Raw genomic sequence first — 22535 nt, forward strand, 5'->3', positions numbered from 1 at the left:
TGAAATTATAAATACTATTTACGTTTCTTCTTTTGTTGCTCTTGCATTTGTTTTTGCTTTTCAGCCTGCTCCATCATTTCTTTCATTTTTCTTTGGAATTTACTTTCCTTTTTAGGCTGTGCTTTTTTCACTTGGATATTAGCATGGATTTTGTCTTCATCTAAAATAAAATTCTTGATGACTAATAAAATACCAATACTAATTAAGTTAGAAATGAAGTAGTACAAACTTAAACCAGATGCATATTGGTTAAAGAAAATAAGCATCATAATTGGTGCAAAGTAAATCATGTACTTCATCATCTTTGTCATGTCTGGCATGCCTTCTTGTTGTGGCGCAGACATTTGGTTTTGCCCAGTAGTTAACTTCATGTAGAAGAAAATAGCAATTGCTGCCAAAATCGGGAATAAACTTACGTGATCACCATATAATGGAATGTTAAAAGGTAATTCTGCTATTACATCATACGATGATAAATCGTCTGCCCATAAAAACTTTTTCTGTCTTAAAGCAAATGCTGTTGGGAAAAACATAAACAAGGCATAAAACACTGGCATTTGGATTAATGCTGGTAAACAACCTGCTAAAGGACTAGCGCCTGCTTTGCTTTGAAGCGCCATAGTTTCTTGTTGCGCTTTTAACTTGTTGTCTTTGTACTTCTCGCGAATAGCATCTAATTCTGGCTTTAAAATTTTCATTTTCATTTGTGATAAATACTGCTTGTATTGCACAAAAGACATGGCTAATTTGATTAAAACCGTCATTACAATAATTGCTATACCGTAAGGTAAGAAGCTACTTAAACCACTAAATAATGGTATGAATAAAAACTTGTTAATCCATCCAAAAATTCCCCATCCAAATGGTATACTTTCTACAATATTTCCTTCGTATTGTTTAAGTATTTGACTATCTGTTGGACCGTAATATAATTTTAAATTACTGTTTAAGTTTGCTCCGCTTAACGGTAAATCTAATTTTGTTGAAAATTGCTTTGTGTAAATAGAATCTACTTCTTCGTCTTCTACAAGATTTTTAGATCGTAATGCAACATTATTAAAAGGTTGATCTGCTACTAGAATTGTGCTAAAAAAGTGCTGTCTGTAACTTAACCATTCTAGCTCGTCTACAGTTTCATCATCATCACTCATTTGTGATAATTTATCTACATCACCATCGTTTTGGTAAGTTAAACGTGTGTATCTATTCTCGTAAGAAATACTTTGATCGTGTCTGTATAATTTTTGAGACCAATCTAAAGTAATTGGGTTAGATGTATTAATATCTGTCTCTATACCTTGAGATTTGATAGTAAAATCTACCATGTACTCGTTTGGCTTAATAACGTAATTGTATTCTAAAAACTTATTTTGAGCAGTTTTAAGCTTCATAGATACAATAGTGTTGGCTCCACTTTTTGTAACTGTTGGTTGAAAGTATAAATCTTTAGTATTTAAAGTACGGTTATCTGTTGTTTGAAATTGAAGATTAAATACCGAATTACCGTCTTTTACGATGTAAATTGGCACAGAATCAAAATCTACAAATTGTTTTAATCTTACTTCTGAAAGATGTCCTCCTTTTGTATTAAATTTTAAATCTAAAACTTCGTTTTGAACATTAATTTCTTTTTCTGAAGATGTTGCTGTTGCTACAGAATAAGCAAATGCACCTATTTTAGATTGTAATGTAGCTACCTGTGCAGAATCTTTTGCTTCTGTAAAATCTGTTTCTGTTACTATTTTTGTGTCTTCTTTTTCAGCTTCAGCTTTTTTCTGAGCATCTATTTGCGCTTGCTTCTCTGCCTCTTGCGCTTTTAATTCTTCTTCAGATGGTGCATTTTGCCACATCATGAATAATAAAATTCCGAAAATTAAAATAAATCCAATTATCGAATTAATGTCTAGTTTTTTTTCTTCCATTCTGTTCTTCAGTTTAAGACCTGCCAAATTTAATAAAATCTAGCAGGTCTAAAATTTTGGTCAAATATACGACCACTTTTTATTTTAATGTCAAAGTGACACTATTTTGTGTTATGATGTTTTAAGCTAGCTTTTACAAATGCCACAAATAATGGATGTGGATTTGCAACTGTACTTTTATATTCTGGATGATACTGTACAGCAACAAACCAAGGATGGCTTGGGTTTTCGACAATTTCTACCAATTTAGTTTCTGGATTATAACCTGTAGTTTTTAATCCAGCAGCTTCTATTTTTTCTTTATAATCGCTGTTAAACTCGTATCTATGTCTATGACGCTCTTTTATATCTTGAGATTGATACACATTGTATGCAATAGAATCTTTTTCTATGTGGCAATCCCAAGCACCAAGACGCATTGTTCCGCCCATATCGGTGATGTTTTTTTGGTCTTCCATAATGTCTATTACTGGATTAGATGTTTTAGGATCCATCTCTGTTGAGTTAGCATCTTTTAATCCTAGTACATTACGACAAAACTCTATTACAGCCATTTGCATTCCTAAACAAATTCCTAAAAACGGAATGTTATTTTCTCTTACAAATTTAATAGCGTCTATTTTACCTTCTATACCACGTTCTCCAAAACCTGGTGCAACAAGTACACCATCAAGATGAGATAATTTCATCTTAATATTGTCTTCGTTTAGATATTCTGAGTGTACAGATTCTACATTTACTTTAACTTCATTTTCTGCACCTGCATGGATAAAAGCTTCTAAAATAGATTTGTAAGAATCTTGTAACTCTACATACTTACCTATTAATCCTATTGTAATTTCTGATTTTGGATTTTTATGAAGTTGTAAAAACTTATTCCATTTTGTTAAATCTGGCGTATCGCTTTTTAATGCTAGTTTTTTAAGCACTACTTTATCCAAACCTTGTTCTAACATCAAGTTTGGTACATCGTAAATTGTAGATGCATCTATAGATTGAATAATCGCCTCTTCACGTACATTACAGAATAATGCTAACTTACGTCTTAAATCACTTGGTAATTCGTGCTCTGTACGACATACCAATATGTCTGCTTGCACACCACTTTCCATTAAAGTCTTAACACTGTGCTGTGTTGGCTTTGTTTTAAGCTCTCCTGCTGCAGATAAAAAAGGAACTAATGTTAAATGTATTACAATTGCATTGTTTTCGCCTAAATCCCATTTTAATTGTCTTACTGCTTCTACATAAGGTAAAGACTCTATATCACCAACAGTTCCTCCTATTTCTGTAATAACTATATCGTAGTCTCCAGAATTACCTAAAATCTGGATTCGGTGTTTAATTTCGTCTGTAATATGAGGTACTACTTGTACGGTTTTACCCAAAAATTCGCCACGACGTTCGCGTTCTATTACGTTTTGGTAAATACGACCAGTAGTTACATTATTAGCTTGGCTTGTTGGTACGTTTAAAAAACGTTCGTAGTGCCCAAGATCTAAATCGGTCTCTGCACCATCATCGGTTACATAGCATTCGCCATGCTCGTATGGGTTTAAAGTTCCTGGATCTACGTTAATGTAAGGATCTAATTTTTGAATTGTTGTCTTATAACCTTGCGCCTGAAGTAACTTGGCTAGAGATGCTGCGATTATACCTTTTCCTAATGAAGAAGTTACACCTCCGGTTACAAATATGTACTTAGTTTTAGTTGTCATGTTGCGTTGTTAACGCGGGCAAATTTACAATTTTTAGTTGAAAACTTAGGATGAATTTAGGATTTATTTTGAGTATCTTTTCTGTATCTCTCGTACCAAATATTCTAGTCCATTTACTTTTAATGTATAAACAGTTTCTAGCATTTGCCCTAATTTATTTTTTGGAAAACCTTTATTATAATACCAAACTACATAATGTTCTGGCAGGTCTATTAAATACCTATCTTTATACTTACCAAAAGGCATTTTAGTATGTGCTAATTTTATGAGAAAGTCTTTGTCTGGCTCTAGCACTAAGATTTAGATTTAAATTTTTCTAAAGTTTTTAATTGTTTAGCAACACTTTCTTGCCATTTAATTTGTGCTTCGGTATTTATAGAATGATTAGTTTCTTCATCATAAGAATTTTGCATTAAAGATAATTGCTTATTAATACTTTGATGTAATTGGTCTAACTGATTATCTATGTCTAAACTTGGCTTTATTTTGGCTATTTGTTGTCTAAATAATCTAGCATGTAACTCTGTAATATCAAAATGAAGTTGTTCATGTCTCAAAATATTATCATCTACCATTTCTTTTTTACACCACGAATGCTCTGGATAAAAATAAGCTTTAACCAATGTTTTAAAACTATGCACCTTATTTGATGTTTTCTTTATAGAATAGCTAAAAGTAATCCCTGAAGCTGTGATAGCTACAGCATCTGTTTGATTATTTGGTGCACCTTTAAAATCTGACCAAGTTAATTTGTAATTTTCATTCCAAGAAACTTCTTCTATAACATCGCTATGAAATAGAATAAACAAACTTAATATTGAAATAAATTTTAACATAACCAATTAACGCTAAGTTAATTAAAAAATTACTCGGTTACTTCTACTATTTTTAAATCACTGTATTTTACTAAGTAAACAGCATCATTGTAATAACCGCCAAATAGCTTTTTCTTGTAAGCAAACTTATTTTCTACATAGGTTGTTAAAGGGTATTGGTTTGCAGACATATATAAATCTTCTGATGTAACTAAACGTAACACTATATCCATAGTTATATCAAAGCCTCTTGTTGCATAACTATTTGGCAATTCATTATAAGTACTTTTGTAGCGTTTTGCGAAACTATTGTTTTCGTCTTCGTTAAAAGATTTTTTAATATCTGAATACGTAAAGCTAAGATTAGATAAGTGTGTGTTTCTTACTTCTTCATCTTCAAACGCCTTATCCATTTTTGTAGTAGTTAAAATTATATTTGTTCCTGTTACAATTTTTGAATTTAAAAGACTTGAAACATTAGATACAAAACCTGGATTATCTGTTTCTAAAAACACCACATTTTTTCCTGGTTTTAACACGTTAATTATATCTTGATCTAATACATAATACGCATCTTTTCCTGTTTTTCTTTCTGTTCTTGAAGATAAAATTGATGCTCTTGTAAACTCTCTTTTTAATTTATCACTTATAGATTTATGTTTTTTATCTGAAATAATAATAACATGTGCTGTTGAGTCTTTTTTAAAGTAATTAATTATAGCGTCTTCTAACATATCTTCAGATGGTCTTGACTGAAAAACATTGTCTCCTAAATTTACCGTTTTTGTTAATGGTGAAACTACGGGTATTTTTTGATTGCTTAATTGTGAAGCTACTGTGTTAAAATTATCTTTCATCATTGGTCCAATGACTGCGCTAGTTTCTGAAAAATCATTACTTCTTAAAATTGAAGCCACTTCGCTTTCTCTATTTTGCGTATCAAACACATCAACTTTTAGGTTTACTCCTAATTCTTGTAAAGAATCTAATGCTACTTTTACACCTGTATAAAAATCTAAAGACACACTTAAATATCTATCTGTTTCGATTTGTTTTTTGGTGTCGTAAATAGAATCTGTATTTACCTTATTTAAACCAAAAGGAAGCATGATTGCTATCTTTTTAGTTTCAGGATTTATATTACTTTTTGTTAGATCTACTTTTCCTGCATTTGTAGTCATACTACTTACAACACCTTCTATTGTCGAGTTACTTCCTTTAAAAGGTATTTTTAAAACCATACCTTCTTTTAATCCAGTTTCTTCTAGTTCAGGGTTTAATTTCTCAAGGTCTTCTTGGGTTAACCCAGTTTTTAATTTAATACGATAAAAACCTTCTTTTGGCAAAACTGTATAGTAGCTATACTTTTCATCTACTTCTTTTATGGTTTCAGCTTCTTTGTTTGGTACATTTACAACATCACCTGGTTGTAAAACATCATTCATTTCAGGATTTAAATCTTCAAGTTCTTGTACCGTAATTCCGTATTTATAAGCAATACGCCATTTACCTTCTTTTGGTTGAACGGTATATGTTGTTAAAGGCGATTTAGTCTCAACAACTTCTTTTACAATTTTATATTCTGGAATTTTTATACGGTCGCCTTTACGCAAATTGTTAGCATACAATTCTGGATTGTGTTTTTTGATATCTTCTTGAGTAACGTCATACTCTTTAGATAAACTATAAAGCGTTTCTTTACGTTTTACTTTATGAGTTTTAAACCCTAACAGCGTTTTTGTTTCTTTTGTTTTGGTTTCTGGTTCTTTTACAACTACACCTTTTTTTGGTATTATTAAAACAGAACTTACTTTTAACCCTTTTCTTGCATCAGGATTTAAGGCTAAAACAGAAGATTTTGAGACGTTGTATTGCTTTGCTATCTGCTCTAAAGTTTCTCCTGCTTGGACTTTATGGGTTTTGTAATTTTGCGCTTTCGCGGAAGCACAGCTAAAGACCATTAATAAGCCTAAAATATATAGTAATTTTCTCATATCTAATTATACGTTGTAAAAGTGCGTTAGGGATTGAACGGTTTGTTTGAGCTCTCCCAACTTTTGTTGGGAAGCGAGTAGTGAAAGCCCGACCCTTGTGGTAACGCCACTAATTTTATTAGATTTCTTTTTACAAAGAAATTTTATTCCCACTCTATTGTTGCTGGTGGTTTACTACTAATGTCGTAAACTACTCTATTAACGCCTTTTACTTTATTTATTATATCGTTACTTGTTTTTTGTAAAAACTCGTATGGTAAATTTACCCAATCTGCAGTCATACCGTCTGTACTTTCTACAGCACGTAATGCTACGCATTTTTCGTAAGTACGCTCATCTCCCATTACTCCTACACTGTTTACTGGAAGCAACATGGCGCCTGCTTGCCATACTTTGTCATACAATCCTGCTTGTTTTAATCCGTTGATAAAAATAGCATCTACTTCTTGTAAGATACGAACTTTTTCTGCTGTTACGTCTCCTAAAATTCTGATAGCTAAACCTGGACCTGGAAATGGATGACGACCTAAAAGGTTTTTATCCATACCCATTGATGCACCAACACGTCTTACTTCGTCTTTAAACAATTCTTTTAATGGTTCTACAACTTTAAGTTTCATAAAGTCTGGTAATCCTCCAACGTTATGATGACTTTTTATTGTTGCACTTGGTCCGCCTGTTGCACTAACACTTTCTATCACATCTGGATAAATTGTACCTTGTGCTAACCATTTTACGTCTTCTATTAAATGAGCTTCGTCATCAAAAACTTCGATAAATACACGTCCAATAGCCTTACGTTTTTTTTCTGGATCACTTTCATCTTTTAAGGCATCCAAAAAGCGTGCCGAAGCATCTACACCTTTTACGTTTAAGCCCATTCCTTTGTATTGTTCTAATACGTCTGAAAATTCGTTTTTACGTAACAATCCATTATTTACAAAGATGCAATATAGGTTTTTACCTATTGCTTTGTGTAAAAGCATTGCTGCTACAGATGAATCTACACCACCTGATAATCCTAAAACTACTTTATCGTTACCTAACTTTGTTTTTAAATCTTCTACAGTTTCTTCTATAAAAGCATTTGGTGTCCAATCTGGATTAACTTTTGCTATTTTTACTAAGAAATTTTCTAGCAGTAATTTTCCATCTGTTGAATGATATACTTCTGGATGAAATTGAATAGCGTAAGTTGTTTCATTTTCTATTTTATAAGCTGCATTTTGCACATCGTTTGTACTTGCTAAAAGCACACCATTTTCTGGCAAAATCTTGATTGTATCACTATGACTCATCCAAACTTGACTACCAATATGTATGCCTTCTAAAAAAGTTTCGTTTTCTTCAACGTAACTTAAGTTTGCTCTACCGTATTCTCTCGTATTGGATTCTGCTACTTCGCCACCAGAAAAATGTGCTAAATATTGTGCACCGTAGCATACCGCTAGCATTGGTTTTTTACCTCTTATATCTGACAAATCAGGATGATATGCGTCTTCTGATCTTACAGACATTGGGCTACCAGAAAGTATTACCGCTTTGTAGTCTTCTAAGTTGTTTGGAATCTTGTTAAATGGGTGTATTTCGGAATAGATGTTAAGTTCTCTAACTCTGCGCGCAATTAGTTGTGTGTATTGCGATCCGAAATCTAAAATAAGTACTTTGTCGTGTTGCATGCACAAAAATAATAATTGCGTTGAAAATTACTATTTATGTGATATTAAATTTCAACTTATTTTTTAACAAAACTATCAACTAAAGCATCGATTCTAATATTGCTTTTATATCTTGTTCTGTAGTATCTGGGTTTATAAAGCAGAAACGTGAGACGGTTTCAAAAGTATTGCCTGTTTTCCATTTTGTAGGAGTGACTAATGCAAAACCTTTATCGTGATTTGTAAATGTCCAATTACGATAGTCTTCTGGATTCCAACCTTTTCTTCTATACAATACGCACGATAAACTTGGTTCTCTAACCAACTCTACATGATCATAATCTTCTATCATTTTTCCTGCTATATTGGCTAATTCTATACCACGCTCTACAGCTTCTTTATATCTATCGGTACCGTGTGTTGCCAAGCTAAACCAAAGTGGTAAACCTCTAACACGACGTGTTAATTGTATTTGATAATCTGTTGGGTTAAATCCATGCGCACCTTCATCTTTAAATATTTCTAAATATGATCCTTCTTGAGAGTGTGCTTTTTTTGCTAATTCTGGTTGTTTGTAGATTACTGCTCCGCAATCATACGGAGAAAACATCCATTTATGGGGATCTATTGTGATACTATCTGCATGTTCAATTCCGTTAAATAAGTGTCTTACAGAATCTGCCACCAAAGCGCCTCCACCATATGCAGCATCTACATGAAACCATAACTTTTCTTTTTGACAGATATCTGCAATTGCGCTTAAATTATCAATAATACCCGCATTTGTTGTACCACCAGTTGCAACAACTGCAAATAAACGTTGACGTTGGTGCTGGGTTAAACTGTTAATGGTACTTTGCAAAGCGTCTCCTTCTAATCTATCTTCTGTTTCTACCAGTAAAACATCTACATCCACCACTTTTGCCATAGCTTTTATTGAAGAGTGAGCACCAATAGAGGTTATAATTAATCCTTTTTCGTTTTTGTTTTGCTCATTTAGGCTTCTCCAATATTCGCGCGCAGTTACTATTGCAGATAAATTAGCAGCAGTACCGCCACTTGTAAATACACCAAATGCTCCTTCTGGTAAACCCGTTAAGGATACGATCCACTTCATAGCTTCGTTTTCACAAAAAATACCTCCTGCACCTTCCATCCAATACGCACCATGAATACTTGACGCTGATGTTACTAAATCAAACATTACTGCAGCTCTTGTTGGTGATGCTGGTACAAAAGCTAAATGACGCGGATGATCAATTTTTACATTAGCATGCATTAAATGTTTTTTCCACATATTAAATGCGGTTTCGCCTCCAATTCCTTTTTCTGTAATAGTTTCTCCTACTAAAGCTTTTAAAGTTTCTGCTTTTTGAGGTTTACCGATAACATCTTCTGTTTTAGAGATTCGGTCTATTGTGTATTTCATGACGTCTAGCGTCATTTCTACTAAATCTATATCTATCTTATGCATTATCTTGTAATTGAAGAACTAAAAATTCGCTTTTTAAAGGCTCTAAATTATTAATTAATTGTGGTATTAAGCTATCTCCATACTCTAAATAAAATTGAGAAAAGTTTACGCTACGCTCTTGCAAACTTTGATTTGGAAATAGTTGATTTTGCAAATCTGTAATGCGCTGCACATGGTCTTTTAGCTTTCTTTTTTGTGCTGTAAGAAGGCGTTTTTCAAGATGTTCTAAACCTTTTACTTGCTTACGTCTTTGCGCATCTACTGCGCCAATAAATGATTTATCGGTTTGTTCTGCCAATGCATATAAATCTTCAAACTGTTGTTTTAAATGCTTTATTTGAGGTGCAAAATCGATATCTATATTTGAAATTTCGCGTACACGTATGTTTATGAATGTATCACGCTTTAAAAATAATGAAGCATTATTAATATTCAGTTTGTCTAGTTTTTTGGCTTGCCTTTCGGTTTTTAACAGTACCGAATTACGCAATAGCAGCATAGGAAAAACTACATTGTTTGCCTTAAAATTTTCTTTTAATTGGAACCAATAGGCTAATTCTCCGCCGCCACCAATGTAACATAGATTTGGCAAAATAACTTCTTGATATAACGGACGTAAAATTACATTTGGACTAAAACGTTCTGGGTGATTTTTAATTTCTTCTTTAATTTCAGGAGTTGTCCACGTAATATTTGTGTTTAATACGCTATAAGTTTCATCTTCAAAAACAATACGTTCTCTTAGATTTTCGCCTATATAAAACAGGTTAATTTCTCTTGGATTTACTTGTATTTTATAGTTTTCTGACGTTTTTTCAATTTCTGCATTGGTCTGCATCACTTTATTAAAAGACGTTTGCTCTACAAGTTCTTTTTCTATATAAGGAACAAATAATTGCTTTAATTTTTTGTGATTGGCATCAACAATTACTAATCCATAATCTTTAAAAAGTTGGTTTGCTAAAAACAAGGTTGCTTCGGCTAAATTACTGTGTTTTAAATATGCTTTTTCAAACCATTGCTTTAGTTTATTTGCATTATTACCAAGTCCTAACTCTTGAGAGAATACCTCTAAAACATCTTGCAAACCTTCTGTAGATAATTCGCCAACTGCACCTGATGCCTTTTTATTCCATCTTATTTTTTTTCCATTGAAATTAAAATAGTTAATTTCTTCAAAATCATGATCTTCGGTTGCCATCCAATAGACAGGAACAAAATTATACTCTGGATAGGTTGCTTTTAAATTTTTAGTAAGATTTATGGTTGAAATAATTTTATATAAAAAATATAAAGGTCCTGTAAACAAGTTAAGTTGATGTCCTGTAGTTACCGTAAACGTGTTGTCTTTACGCAGTGCTTCAATGTTGTTTAAAGTTTGTAAGGACGCATCAAAAGACTGATATTGATCTATTAAAGTCTCTGCAAGTACCTTTCTGTTTTGTAAAGGAAATGACGCTTTCTTTTCTTCTATTTGAAACTTAAAATTTTTAAGATTTGGAAAGCGGTTATAAAATGGTTTTAACTCTTCTTTTTCTGAGAGATAATCGGTTATTAAAGTAGAAAAATATCCTGTGTCTTTAAATGGAATACAGTCTGTTGGCATAAGTAAAAAATTCTACTACAAATATAACACACAAAGGACTATTACTTGTCTTAAAATTAACATAAATCCTTATAATTCATGTTTCTTTTTTACGTATATTTATAGATAGCACTTTAAATAAAAATATTATGAAAAAGATTGAATTTAACACCTCAAAAGCTCTATTTTTATTACTTGCTACGTTCTTTTTTTCGGTAAGTTATTCTCAAAATTTAATGGAGTATAAAGGTGTTGTTTTAGACCAAAACAACAAAAAAGAATTAGCTCTAGCAGATGTATCGCTTACAAACAGTAATATTAGTACTATTACTAATAAAGAGGGAGAATTTTCTATCAAAGTTCCAAAAAATCAACTAAATGAAAGTTTAATAATTTCATTTTTAGGTTATAAACAGCAAAAAGTAAAACTATCTGAAATAGATAATGATAATGCTAAAATATACCTAGCACCAGCAGCAACCATATTAGCTTCTGTTGATATTGTTAGACCTAAAGACGCTTATGATTTAGTAAAAAAAACACTATCCTTAAAAGGTGAAAATTATTTAACCGAGAACGCGTATATGACAGGTTTTTATCGCGAATCGATAAAAAAGAGAAACCGAAATGCTTCTCTAGCAGAAGCTATTGTAAGCATAGAAAAACAACCTTACACTAATTATAAATCTGATAAAATAACCTTAATAAAGTCCAGAAAGCAGACCAACTATAACAGATTAGACACTCTTGCTTTAAAGCTACAAGGTGGACCATTTGGATCTTTATACGCAGATATGATCAAATACCCAGATTATGTTTTTAATAACGAAACTATCAAATATTATGATTTTAGTTTTGAACAATCAACTGAAAAAAATGGCAGAATGGTTTACGTTGTTAACTTTAAACAAAACTCTAATTATACCATGCCGCTTTACTATGGCAAACTATATATAGATTCTCAAACTTACGCACTTACAAGTGCTGATTACAACTTAAATGTTGAAAACAAAGCTAAAGCATCTTCATTTTTTGTAAAGAAAAAACCTAATAGAGTCGAGATAACTCCTACAGAAGCTAATTATAAAGTAACTTACAGAGTTAAAAACGGAAAGTGGTATTACAGTTACACCAATATGTTGTTAACTTTTATAGTAGATTGGAAGGGTAAACTTTTTAATAGCAAATACACATTAAATAGTGAAATGGCTATTACAGATTGGAATTTAGACAACAATACTATAAGCTCTAATGAAAATAAAAGATTAAGACCATCTAGTATCCTTCAAGATGAAGTTTCTGGTTTTACTGACCCAGAATTTTGGGGCGAATATAATATTATTGAACCCGAAAAATCTATTGAAAGCGCCATTAGAAAAATTAGTAGGCACTTAGACAAGTCTTAAACTATTCTACAACTTGTGCATACAAGTCAAAATCTTCTGCTTCTACAACTTTTACATTATAAAAATCTCCTGTTTTAAGGTAAGTTGTAGTTGCGTCGATTAGCACTTCGTTATCCACATCTGGACTATCAAACTCGGTACGACCAACAAAGTAATTACCTTCTTTGCGGTCTATAACCACTTTAAAGGTCTGTCCTATTTTTTCTTGGTTTAGTTCCCAAGAAATTTGCGACTGTATTTCCATAATTTGATTCGCACGATCTTGCTTTACTTCTTCAGGCACATCATCTTCTAGATTATACGCGTGTGTATTTTCTTCGTGAGAATATGTAAAACAACCTAAACGTTCAAAACGCATATCTGTTACCCATTGTTTTAAGGTTTCAAAGTCTTCTTCTGTTTCACCAGGATAACCAACTATTAAAGTGGTACGAATAGTCATTTCAGGCACAGCAGCTCTAAATTCTTTTAACAACTTAGTTGTTTTTTCTTGTGTTGTACCACGACGCATGCTTTTTAAAATCTTATCAGAAATATGCTGTAAAGGAATATCTAAATAGTTACAAATTTTTGGCTCGCGATTCATAACATCTAAAACATCCATCGGGAAACCAGTTGGGAATGCATAGTGTAATCTTATCCATTCTATACCTTCAACTTTTACAAGGTTTTCAAGTAATTCGGCAAGATTTCTTTTCTTATATAAATCTAATCCATAATAGGTTAAATCTTGAGCTATTAAAATTAATTCTTTAACGCCATTTGCTGCTAACTTTTCAGCTTCAACTACTAAATCTTCAATTGGTGTAGACTTGTGTTTACCACGCATTAAAGGTATTGCACAAAAACTACAAGGTCTATCACAACCTTCAGCAATTTTTAAATAGGCGTAGTTTTTTGGTGTTGTTGTCAAGCGTTCACCAATTAATTCGTGTTTATAATCTGCACCTAAAGCTTTTAGTAAACCAGGTAATTCTGTAGTCCCAAAATATTGATCAACATTAGGAATTTCTTTCTCTAAATCAGGTTTATAACGCTCACTTAAACAACCAGTTACAAATACTTTATCAACTTCGCCATCTTCCTTTTTCTGCATATAATGTAAAATAGTATTTACACTTTCTTCTTTGGCGTTGTTAATAAATCCGCAGGTATTAATAACCACAACGTTACCTTCTTGCTCATGCACAACTTCTTTTCCATTTGCTTTAAGTTGCCCCATTAATACTTCACTATCGTACACATTTTTACTGCAACCTAAAGTAACAACGTTTATTTTATTTTTTTTAAGTGATTTAGTTCTCATACCTTAATTTTGGATGGCAAAGATACGTAATGATTTACGATTTTTAAGTGTCGAAATAATATTAAAAATCAGACATTAAACCTTTTTTATATACTTTAGTCTAAAGTTGAAAACCAAACTGTTATGAAAAAACTGCTTTTTCTATTTTCATTTTCTTTTTTAATACTGAATTGCAGCAGTAATGACAATAATCAAATTGATGAAACACCAACTACCAATGAAGAGAGTTTATATTTTCCACCTATAAATTCAGACACTTGGGAAACTAAAACTTTAGCAGAAGCAGGTTGGAATGAAAGCCAACTTCAACCTTTATTAGATTTTTTAGATGAAAAAAACACAAAAGGTTTTATTATGCTGCACAACGGTAAAATAGTTATAGAATCTTATATGAATGGTCATAACGCCAATAGTATTTGGTATTGGGCAAGCGCAGGTAAAACATTAACCGCAACTGTTTCTGGTATTGCTCAAGACGAAGGTTTTTTAAATATTGAAAATAAAGTTTCTGATTATATTGGTACAGGTTGGACAAGCGCTACATTAAACAAAGAAAACCTAATTACTTGCAAACATTTATTATCAATGACTTCTGGTTTAGACGATGAAACTGGAGATGATGTTTCTCCTGAAAATCTTCAATATTTAGCAGATGCTGGATCACGTTGGGCCTATCATAATGTATATGTAAAAATGCAAGATGTTGTTGCGCAAGCTACAGGACAAGATTGGGACACCTATTTTAATGAAAAATTACGTAACAAAATTGGAATGACTGGTAGCTGGGTAAATTTAAATGCGTTAAGTGTGTATTGGAGTAACACACGAAGCATGGCTAGATTTGGTTTAATGACGTTAGCTAACGGTAAATGGGAAGACCAGCAAATTATTAGTGAAAGTTATACCAACCAAGCCACTAACACATCTCAAAACATTAATTTAGCTTACGGATATTTATGGTGGTTAAATGGTAAATCAAGCTTTCAATTACCAACAACGCAAACAGAATTTACAGGTGAATTAATACCAAATGCACCAGCAGATATGTTTGCCGGTTTAGGTAAAAACGATCAAAAAGTTTACGTTGTACCTAGTAAAAACCTAGTAGTCATAAGAATGGGAGAAGTTGCTAATACTGACAATTCTTCTTTTGGTTTATCTAATTTTGACAACGACCTTTGGCAAAAAATTAATGCGGTAATTAATTAAGTTCTTTTGGAGACTGACGATACTTTGTCTTGTTTTCAAAAGAAAAACCTATTTGTAATAACTTATTTTCTGTTAGAGGTTTTCCTATAAAAGTTAGTCCTTTAGGCGCTCCATTTTCTTCATATCCCATAGGAACTGTTAAAGCTGGATACTCTGCTACAGCAGCATGTGCAGCATGATAATTATTAATTGACAAAACCACATCTACATTACTTGCTTCCATTGGTTTGTCAAAAAATAGTTTACCATTGGCTTTTAATTTTTCTTTAATTGCCTCCAATTCATTAACCGAAGCTTCATCTGCAACTACACCTTCAAATAACTTCTGTCCGTAAGGCATACTATTTAATGAATCTTTTTTATTGAATTCGATAATATCATATATAGTTTTAAAACCTAAAGATGCATCAGCGTATGTTTTAAAATATTCTGGTAAGTCTTTTTGCATATCTAAATTTAGCAGTCTTATAAAGTCTGGTAATTCAACGTTTTCCATTTCTATTTCTACTACTTCAAAACCAATAGCTTTTAAATCCTTTACTGCTCTTAGATATAAAGAATCTTTCATAAGAGATTTAATTGCTCCTAGACGTTTTCCTTCTACAGAAAAATTTTTCAATTCATCATAATTTATAATGCTTGAACCTGCTTCAATAGATTTACTATCAGCATTATCAAAACCAACTAAAGCATCCAAAAGTATAGCATTGTCAATTACATTTTTAGACATTGGTCCTGCTGTATCTAGTGTAGATGAAATAGGTACAATACCACTTCTACTTACCAATCCAATAGTAGGTTTTAAACCTACAACCGAGTTTTGACTTGCTGGCGATAAAATTGACCCTGCAGTTTCGCTGCCAACAGCTGCAACACAAAAATTAGCCGCTACCGCTACGCCACTACCAGAACTAGATCCACCTGTATCAATAACTCTTCTTCCGTATGGATTTAATGTTTGTCCACCAATTGCACTATAACCGCTAGGACAATCTCCGCAGAAAAAGTATGCCCATTCGCTTAAATTAGCTTTACCTATAATTAACGCGCCTTTTTCTTTTAATCGTTTAACAATTGATGCGTCTTCGGTTTTATTATTTTTTAAAGCAACAGCACCAGCAGTAGTTACCATATCTGAGGTATTAATATTATCTTTTAAAAGAATTGGCATACCATAAACAGACATCAATAAATCACGTACGTTAACATCCATATTTTTAAAAGATTCATCTCTATTTTTAGCTTCCATTATCACATTAGGATTGACAGCTATTACTGAATTTAATGCCAAATCATTTTCTCTGTCAAATTTTCTAATTCGATATAAATAGAATTTTGTAAGACTTTCATAAGTTAGTTTGCCATCAATAATATGCTGCTGAAGCGTCGGTATATCTTGGTCTAAAATTAATGGCTTTAATTGTTCATAATTTTCTTCTGAAAAATCTTCTAATTGCGAATTTAATTGCTCCCAAATTGAAGTATTAGATATGTATTTAGAATCTAAAACCTTAAACTCTCTAAAATCTTTTGTTGAAATGGAGCTCATATCATTTTCAACTTCGTCTTCTTTTACAGTTTTATTATTTTCTTTACAACTATTAAATAAAAAAAGAAATATAATTAGGAGTTTAGCTAGTTTCATGATTTTGTTTTCAATAAAAATACGAAAAAAGCCTCTTTAAATAAGAGGCTTTTTTTGTAATAATTTATGTTGAAAAATTTCTATTTAAAGAAAGAATCTACAAATTCATATTTATTAAACACTTGTAAATCTTCTATACCTTCTCCAACACCAATATATTTTACTGGTATTTGAAATTGGTCACTTATACCAATTACAACACCACCTTTTGCTGTACCATCTAATTTAGTTACTGCTAGACTTGTAACTTCTGTAGCTGCTGTAAATTGTTTTGCTTGCTCAAAAGCGTTTTGACCAGTACTACCATCTAAAACTAGTAATACATCGTGTGGCGCATCACCAACTACTTTCTGCATGACACGTTTTACTTTAGTTAACTCGTTCATTAAGTTAATTTTGTTGTGTAAACGACCAGCAGTATCAATAATTATAACATCTGCATCTTGAGATACACCAGATTGCAAAGCATCAAAAGCTACACTTGCAGGATCAGATCCCATTTCTTGTCTTACCATCGGTACATCTACTCTATCTGCCCAAACTTGTAATTGATCTATCGCTGCTGCTCTAAAGGTATCTGCTGCACCAAGAACAACTTTAAGTCCTTTCTTTTTAAACTGATAAGCTAATTTACCAATAGTTGTTGTTTTACCAACACCATTTACACCTACTACCATCAACACATATGGAGTCTTTTGTCCGTTTGATTGTGCTGGTAAATTTGGTATTGTATATTCTGTTTCTTCTCCAGAATTGGTTTCGGATAGTAATCCTGCAATTTCTTCACGTAGGATTCGGTTTAATTCGTCTGTACCTAAATACTTGTCTTTAGCTACACGCTCTTCAATACGCTCTATAACTTTTAATGTCGTATTAACACCAACATCACTAGTCACTAAAACTTCTTCTAGGTTATCTAAAACATCATCATCTACTTTAGATTTTCCTGCAACTGCTTTACTTAGCTTACCTAAGAAGCTTGTACTAGACTTTTCTAGTCCTTTGTCTAGTGTTTCTTTTTTTTCTGAAGAAAATATTCTTTTAAAAAAACTCATATAGTTTTAATATTTGTTTGTTAGCGATGCAATTACAATAATAGAGCCAAATAGTTTTACTGCTAAATTGTCATAATTACAGTGTAAAGAAACGCAATATTTTAAAATAAAAAAAGCCACCTTCGGGCAGAAAGTAGCTTAATAGTATTGCGAAAGCGCAATTCTTATTTTTTTAACCAGTCGTTTACTAAGTCTGGCGCCATAATAGACTCTACGAACATGTAAGCTCCTGTTTTAGGAGATTTTACCATCTTTATAGCTTTTGATAATCTTTTTGATCCTGTCTGTAACGATGCTACTGATTTCTTTGCCATCTTTTATCTTTTTTAAATTCTTTGCAATAAAGAATGTTACTTAATTTCTTTATGAACTGTCATACGCTTTAAGATTGGGTTAAATTTCTTTAACTCCATTCTGTCTGGCGTGTTCTTTTTATTTTTTGTTGTAATATAACGAGATGTTCCTGGTTTACCAGACTCTTTGTGCTCTGTGCACTCTAATATTACTTGTACTCTGTTACCTTTCTTTGCCATAATTACTATTATTTACCTATTAGGCTAATATTATTTTACAAATCCGTTAGCTCTTGCTTTTTTTAATGCAGCAGAGATACCGATTTTATTAATTGTTTTTAACGCTGATGTAGATATTTTTAAAGTTATCCACTTATCTTCTTCAGGAATATAAAAACGTTTTTTAATTAAATTAGCTCCAAATGTACGCTTTGTCTTATTCATTGCGTGAGACACGTTGTTTCCAACCATTGCCTTCTTTCCTGTAAGTTCACAAACTCTTGACATTACTATATAACTTTAAAAGTGTTATTAAAAATCGAGGTGCAAATATACTAATTATTTACTATTTGACAATAGCTAAATAATTAATTTTCAAAAATTTCTTTTTGAAGTAGCTCTAAAACCTTATTTACGGTTTTATTTATTACACGCTCACGATGATTACCCATATTAAATTGAAAGGCTTTTGCGCCTTCTTTAGTGGCAAATCCAATAAAAACTGTTCCTACTTCTGCATCTGAATCGCCTTTTGTTGGTCCTGCATTACCTGTTGTTGATATCCCAATATCTGCATTCAGCTTTTCTCTTACATTAATAGCCATAGCTTTTGCAACAGCTTCACTAACAACAGAATGTTTTTCTATAATAGCTTGATCTACACCTAAAATATCTACTTTACTTTGTGTAGCATAAGTGACTAATCCGCCTTTAAAATATGCCGATGCGCCAGAATGTTGTGTAAAAGTTTGGGTTAATTTTCCGCCTGTACAACTTTCGGCAATTGCCAATGTCTGGTTAGTTTTTACTAATTGATTGGCAATAATTTGTTCTATACTATTATTATTGTCTTCAAAACCAACAAAAATATCTTTTATTAATGGTAAGATATTCTCAACTTGCGTTTGGATGTCTTTATTTAAAACATCTTCATCGTTGCCTTTACCTGACAATCTTAAACGCACACGACCTAAACTAGGCAAATATGCCAGTTTAATATGTTTTGGTAATTGGTCTTCTATATGCTCTATACGTTGTGCAATTGCGCTTTCACCTAAACCATAGGTTAAAATGGTTTTGTGTAAAATATAAGGTCTTTTGTATTTGCGCACTAATTTTGGCAGTACTTCATCTTCTACTAGCGCTTTCATTTCGTAGGGAACACCTGGTAGAGATATAAAAACTTTATCTCCTTTTTCCATCCAAATTCCAGGCGCTGTACCATACTTATTCATTAGCACTTTACTTTTTGAGGGTACTAATGCTTGTTTTCGATTTAAATCTGAAATTGGAGTTGTAATATATTTTTCAAAAAGTTGCTCTACGTGTGCTAATACTAAATCGTTTTGCACCAAAGTATCATTAAAATACTCAGCTAAAGTATGCTTCGTAATATCGTCCTTAGTTGGTCCTAATCCGCCTGTAACAATAATGATATCGGCATTTTCTTCTGCTTCTTTAAAGGCTTTTATTAGGTGATCTTTTTCATCTTGAATAGACGTTATTTGATATACAGATACACCTATGGAGTTTAATGCTTTACCTATAAAAGCTGAATTTGTATCTATAATTTGACCAATGAGAATCTCGTCTCCAATGGTAATTATTTCGGCTTGCATTATAAATTAAAATCTTCTTTAATTTCTTTAACTGCGTTATCTATTGCTGTAAGCACAACAGTTAATTTACTTGAAATATCTTTATCTGTTTGTTCAAATTTACCCCAATCTTGCACTTCGATTAAATCGTTAAGTACGCCAAGCTCAAACATATCTACAGTTGGTTTCATTTTATGAGCTGTTTGGTAAGATAACTTGTAGTTTTTATTTTCTACCGCTGTTTTTAAAACAGCTGCATCTTCTGGGACTTCTTCTAAAAATGTTTGTGCTAATGCCATGATAAAATCTTGGTCATTATCTGCTAGCTCTTTTATTCTTTCTAATTTATAATGCTGTTCCATTTATTTAACTTTAATCGAAAACATTTCTTTGTCTTCTATATATCCTTTTAGTGCGTCATCAGCAACAACTTTGCCAACTCCTGCAGGCGTACCCGTAAAGATAATGTCTCCTATTTTTAATGTAAAATATTTAGACACATATTCGATAATCTCGTCAATTTTATAGAGCATGTGACTAGTGTTACCTTTTTGTACGGTAATTTCATTTTTTTGCAGACTGAAATTCAAGTTGTTAATATCTGAAATTTCTGACTTATCTATCCAGTTACCAATTACAGCTGCACCATCAAAAGATTTAGCTTTTTCCCAAGGTAATCCCTTTTCTTTTAGTTTTTGCTGAAGATCTCTTGCAGTAAAATCTATACCTAATCCAACTTTATCATAATACTTGTGGGCAAATTTTTTATCAATGTGTTTACCTACACGATTTATTTTTACCAATACTTCAACTTCGTAGTGTACATCTTCTGAAAAATCTGGTATAAAAAACGGTTGTTTTTTCAATAATATAGCTGTATCTGGTTTGATAAAGACTACTGGTTCTGTTGGACGCTCGTTTTGTAATTCTTCTATATGTTTGGTGTAATTACGACCTATGCAGATTAATTTCATATTTAGATTACTAGATTATTGGATTTTTAGATTTTGTTTACGATTGTTTAGACTTATATTTTATTAGCTAAAATTAGGTCTCGACTGCACTCGACCTGACAACTGTTTATTGTTAATTGTTTATTGATCTAACCCAACTTATTATTAAACGCTCTTAACTTAATTGCAGTTAGTACTTTTTTAGTATATAACGGAAAATCTGCATTTAACAACCATCCAAAATAACCTGGTTCGGTTTCTAAAACATCGGTTACTAATTTGCCTTTATGTTTACCAAAACTAAACACTTCTTGTCCTTCTTTATTAAACGCAATAAAACCAGCAAAATCTGCAAAACGCTTACGCGAACTAAACTCGGCTAAAAACTTAGCATTGTTCTCTAAATCTTCGTAACGTTCTACTTGTGCTTCTAATACTTCATAAGTTGCTAACGTATCTGCTGCTGCTGTATGAGCATTTTCTAAAGTTTTATCGCAGTAAAATTTGTACGCTGCGCTAAGTGTACGTTGTTCCATTTTATGAAAAATAGTTTGTACGTCTATCGCAAGGCGCGATTTCATATCAAAATCCATATCGGCACGTAACATTTCTTCTGCTAACAACGGAATATCAAAACGGTTAGAGTTAAAACCTGCCAAATCTGCATCTTTAATCATGTTGTTAATCTCTGTTGCTAGTTGCTTAAACGTTGGCTCGTTTGCTACTTTATCGTCAGTTATACCATGTATTGCTGAGACTTCTGCTGGTATTGGCATTTCAGGATTAACTAGCCAAGTTTTGCTTTCTTTATTCCCGTTTGGATAGACTTTTAAAATTGAAATTTCGACAATTCTATCGGTTGTAATATTGATTCCGGTAGTTTCTAAATCGAAAAAACAAAGTGGTTTTGTTAAATTTAAAGACATGAATTTTGCTTTGATTTATGCAAATATAAATGTAATCTGTTACTTTTACTTTGTAAAGCTTTTTAAATAATGAAAAACTATTTACTTCTTCCTCTTCTAATCTTTTTTGTAATCGGAACAAAAGCACAAAACGACCATAAACACGTTAGACTTATTGAAGAAATTAAAGGTAAACGCTATGAGTTGTATATAGAAAATACAGACTCAATCTCTTATGATGTTTTTTTAAAAGTAGATACAGAAGATTTTAGACGCAGTAGCGAAAGACCTATTTTAAAAACCATACCACCAAAGTCCAAACAACGCGTGCTAACTATGGTTATTTTAAACGGAAAAGAAGGTGAATACACATACACGTTAGTGATTAACGAAGTAGCTTACGCCTTAAAATTTGATAAAGATTTTGAGCTGTTAAACACCAAATTAGACGAAGCATTAACATTTAAAACTGTTGAAATTTATACCCAAAACGATTGCAGTATCTGTCCTGATGCCAAGCGTATTTTAACCAAAAATAAAATTGGTTACCAAGAGTATAACATAGACCAAGACACAACGCATTACAACAAATTAATTAAAGAATTTAAAGCCTTAAAACCCAATAGCGCTGTTAACCATATCCCGATTTTAAAAGTGGACGATAAAGTATATAACCAAATTGAAAGTTTGGAAGATTTTATTGAAGCTTTGCGTGATGGGTTTAATTAGGATTTGTTTAGAATGAATTTTTATTCTAACTTCGTTTTACCTTTCAAAAAA

21 protein-coding genes are annotated in these 22535 nt (G+C 32.1%); 3 read left to right on the forward strand and 18 right to left on the reverse strand.

The annotated features are described in order from the left end of the window. Nucleotides 1-14 precede the first annotated feature (14 nt). The 8 genes from yidC to bshC form a co-directional block, all read right to left on the reverse strand. A complete protein-coding gene (gene yidC / locus FHS04_RS05355) occupies nt 15-1922 on the reverse strand; it encodes a membrane protein insertase YidC (protein ID WP_106679427.1) in 1908 nt (635 codons plus the stop codon). Nucleotides 1923-2023: 101 nt separating this feature from the next. Next, nucleotides 2024-3640, reverse strand: coding sequence for a CTP synthase (locus FHS04_RS05360; RefSeq protein ID WP_106679425.1), 1617 nt, complete (start codon nt 3638-3640; stop codon nt 2024-2026). Nucleotides 3641-3703: 63 nt separating this feature from the next. Further along, nucleotides 3704-3934, reverse strand: coding sequence for a DUF3820 family protein (locus FHS04_RS05365; protein WP_027880082.1), 231 nt, complete (start codon nt 3932-3934; stop codon nt 3704-3706). Further along, nucleotides 3934-4476: a DUF922 domain-containing protein gene (locus FHS04_RS05370; RefSeq protein ID WP_106679423.1), complete on the reverse strand. Its 543-nt coding sequence runs from the start codon at nt 4474-4476 to the stop codon at nt 3934-3936. Before FHS04_RS05370 ends, FHS04_RS05365 begins: the two co-directional genes overlap by 1 nt. Nucleotides 4477-4505: 29 nt before the next feature. Next, complete coding sequence (locus tag FHS04_RS05375; RefSeq protein ID WP_106679420.1) at nt 4506-6449, reverse strand: PBP1 and LysM peptidoglycan-binding domain-containing protein; 1944 nt, start codon at nt 6447-6449, stop codon at nt 4506-4508. Nucleotides 6450-6592: 143 nt separating this feature from the next. Next, nucleotides 6593-8128, reverse strand: coding sequence for a glutamine-hydrolyzing GMP synthase (guaA, locus tag FHS04_RS05380; RefSeq protein ID WP_106679418.1), 1536 nt, complete (start codon nt 8126-8128; stop codon nt 6593-6595). A 79-nt stretch (nt 8129-8207) separates the two neighbouring features. Further along, complete coding sequence (locus tag FHS04_RS05385) at nt 8208-9581, reverse strand: pyridoxal phosphate-dependent decarboxylase family protein (protein WP_106679416.1); 1374 nt, start codon at nt 9579-9581, stop codon at nt 8208-8210. Then, entirely contained in the window at nt 9574-11187 is a 1614-nt protein-coding gene (gene bshC, locus FHS04_RS05390; protein WP_106679414.1) for a bacillithiol biosynthesis cysteine-adding enzyme BshC, read from the reverse strand. The genes FHS04_RS05385 and bshC overlap by 8 nt, the downstream gene beginning before the upstream one ends. A gap of 128 nt (nt 11188-11315) precedes the next feature. Here bshC and FHS04_RS05395 point away from each other — a divergent pair, with 128 nt between their 5' ends. Then, entirely contained in the window at nt 11316-12572 is a 1257-nt protein-coding gene (locus tag FHS04_RS05395) for a carboxypeptidase-like regulatory domain-containing protein (protein WP_106679412.1), read from the forward strand. Nucleotide 12573: 1 nt separating this feature from the next. Here the strand turns inward: FHS04_RS05395 and rimO are convergent, their stop codons facing one another. Beyond that, nucleotides 12574-13878, reverse strand: a complete 1305-nt coding sequence (rimO, locus tag FHS04_RS05400) for a 30S ribosomal protein S12 methylthiotransferase RimO (RefSeq protein ID WP_106679410.1) — start codon at nt 13876-13878, stop codon at nt 12574-12576. 123 nt (nt 13879-14001) lie between these two features. On the opposite strand from rimO, the gene FHS04_RS05405 reads away from it, so the two are divergent. Then, on the forward strand, nt 14002-15087 hold the full coding sequence (locus tag FHS04_RS05405; RefSeq protein WP_106679408.1) for a serine hydrolase domain-containing protein: 1086 nt from the start codon (nt 14002-14004) through the stop codon (nt 15085-15087). Here FHS04_RS05405 and FHS04_RS05410 read toward each other — a convergent pair. The 9 genes from FHS04_RS05410 to FHS04_RS05450 all read right to left on the reverse strand — a co-directional run bounded on the left by FHS04_RS05410 (nt 15080) and on the right by FHS04_RS05450 (nt 21776). Next, nucleotides 15080-16732, reverse strand: coding sequence for an amidase family protein (locus FHS04_RS05410; protein ID WP_106679406.1), 1653 nt, complete (start codon nt 16730-16732; stop codon nt 15080-15082). The genes FHS04_RS05405 and FHS04_RS05410 overlap by 8 nt on opposite strands. Before the next feature lie 80 nt (nt 16733-16812). Beyond that, nucleotides 16813-17787 (reverse strand): signal recognition particle-docking protein FtsY, encoded by a 975-nt coding sequence (gene ftsY / locus FHS04_RS05415; protein ID WP_027880092.1) that lies wholly within the window; start codon nt 17785-17787, stop codon nt 16813-16815. Between the two features lie 164 nt (nt 17788-17951). Next, nucleotides 17952-18101 carry a DUF4295 domain-containing protein gene (locus tag FHS04_RS05420; RefSeq protein WP_081653195.1) on the reverse strand — a complete coding sequence of 50 codons (150 nt, stop codon included), beginning with the start codon at nt 18099-18101 and terminating at the stop codon, nt 17952-17954. Nucleotides 18102-18137: 36 nt separating this feature from the next. Next, nucleotides 18138-18320: a 50S ribosomal protein L33 gene (gene rpmG / locus FHS04_RS05425; protein ID WP_027880093.1), complete on the reverse strand. Its 183-nt coding sequence runs from the start codon at nt 18318-18320 to the stop codon at nt 18138-18140. A 30-nt stretch (nt 18321-18350) separates the two neighbouring features. Then, nucleotides 18351-18587 carry a 50S ribosomal protein L28 gene (gene rpmB, locus FHS04_RS05430; RefSeq protein ID WP_027880094.1) on the reverse strand — a complete coding sequence of 79 codons (237 nt, stop codon included), beginning with the start codon at nt 18585-18587 and terminating at the stop codon, nt 18351-18353. A gap of 80 nt (nt 18588-18667) precedes the next feature. Continuing rightward, on the reverse strand, nt 18668-19918 hold the full coding sequence (locus FHS04_RS05435; protein ID WP_106679403.1) for a competence/damage-inducible protein A: 1251 nt from the start codon (nt 19916-19918) through the stop codon (nt 18668-18670). Continuing rightward, nucleotides 19918-20259, reverse strand: a complete 342-nt coding sequence (locus tag FHS04_RS05440; protein WP_106679401.1) for an Hpt domain-containing protein — start codon at nt 20257-20259, stop codon at nt 19918-19920. Before FHS04_RS05440 ends, FHS04_RS05435 begins: the two co-directional genes overlap by 1 nt. Continuing rightward, a complete protein-coding gene (locus tag FHS04_RS05445; RefSeq protein WP_106679399.1) occupies nt 20260-20871 on the reverse strand; it encodes a fumarylacetoacetate hydrolase family protein in 612 nt (203 codons plus the stop codon). 128 nt (nt 20872-20999) lie between these two features. Next, nucleotides 21000-21776, reverse strand: coding sequence for a 3'-5' exonuclease (locus FHS04_RS05450; RefSeq protein WP_106679396.1), 777 nt, complete (start codon nt 21774-21776; stop codon nt 21000-21002). Nucleotides 21777-21845: 69 nt separating this feature from the next. On the opposite strand from FHS04_RS05450, the gene FHS04_RS05455 reads away from it, so the two are divergent. Then, nucleotides 21846-22484, forward strand: coding sequence for a glutaredoxin family protein (locus tag FHS04_RS05455; RefSeq protein WP_106679394.1), 639 nt, complete (start codon nt 21846-21848; stop codon nt 22482-22484). Nucleotides 22485-22535 lie beyond the last annotated feature (51 nt).

It is taken from the genome of Mesoflavibacter zeaxanthinifaciens subsp. sabulilitoris (assembly GCF_014191595.1).
Classification (GTDB): Bacteria; Bacteroidota; Bacteroidia; order Flavobacteriales; family Flavobacteriaceae; genus Mesoflavibacter; species Mesoflavibacter zeaxanthinifaciens.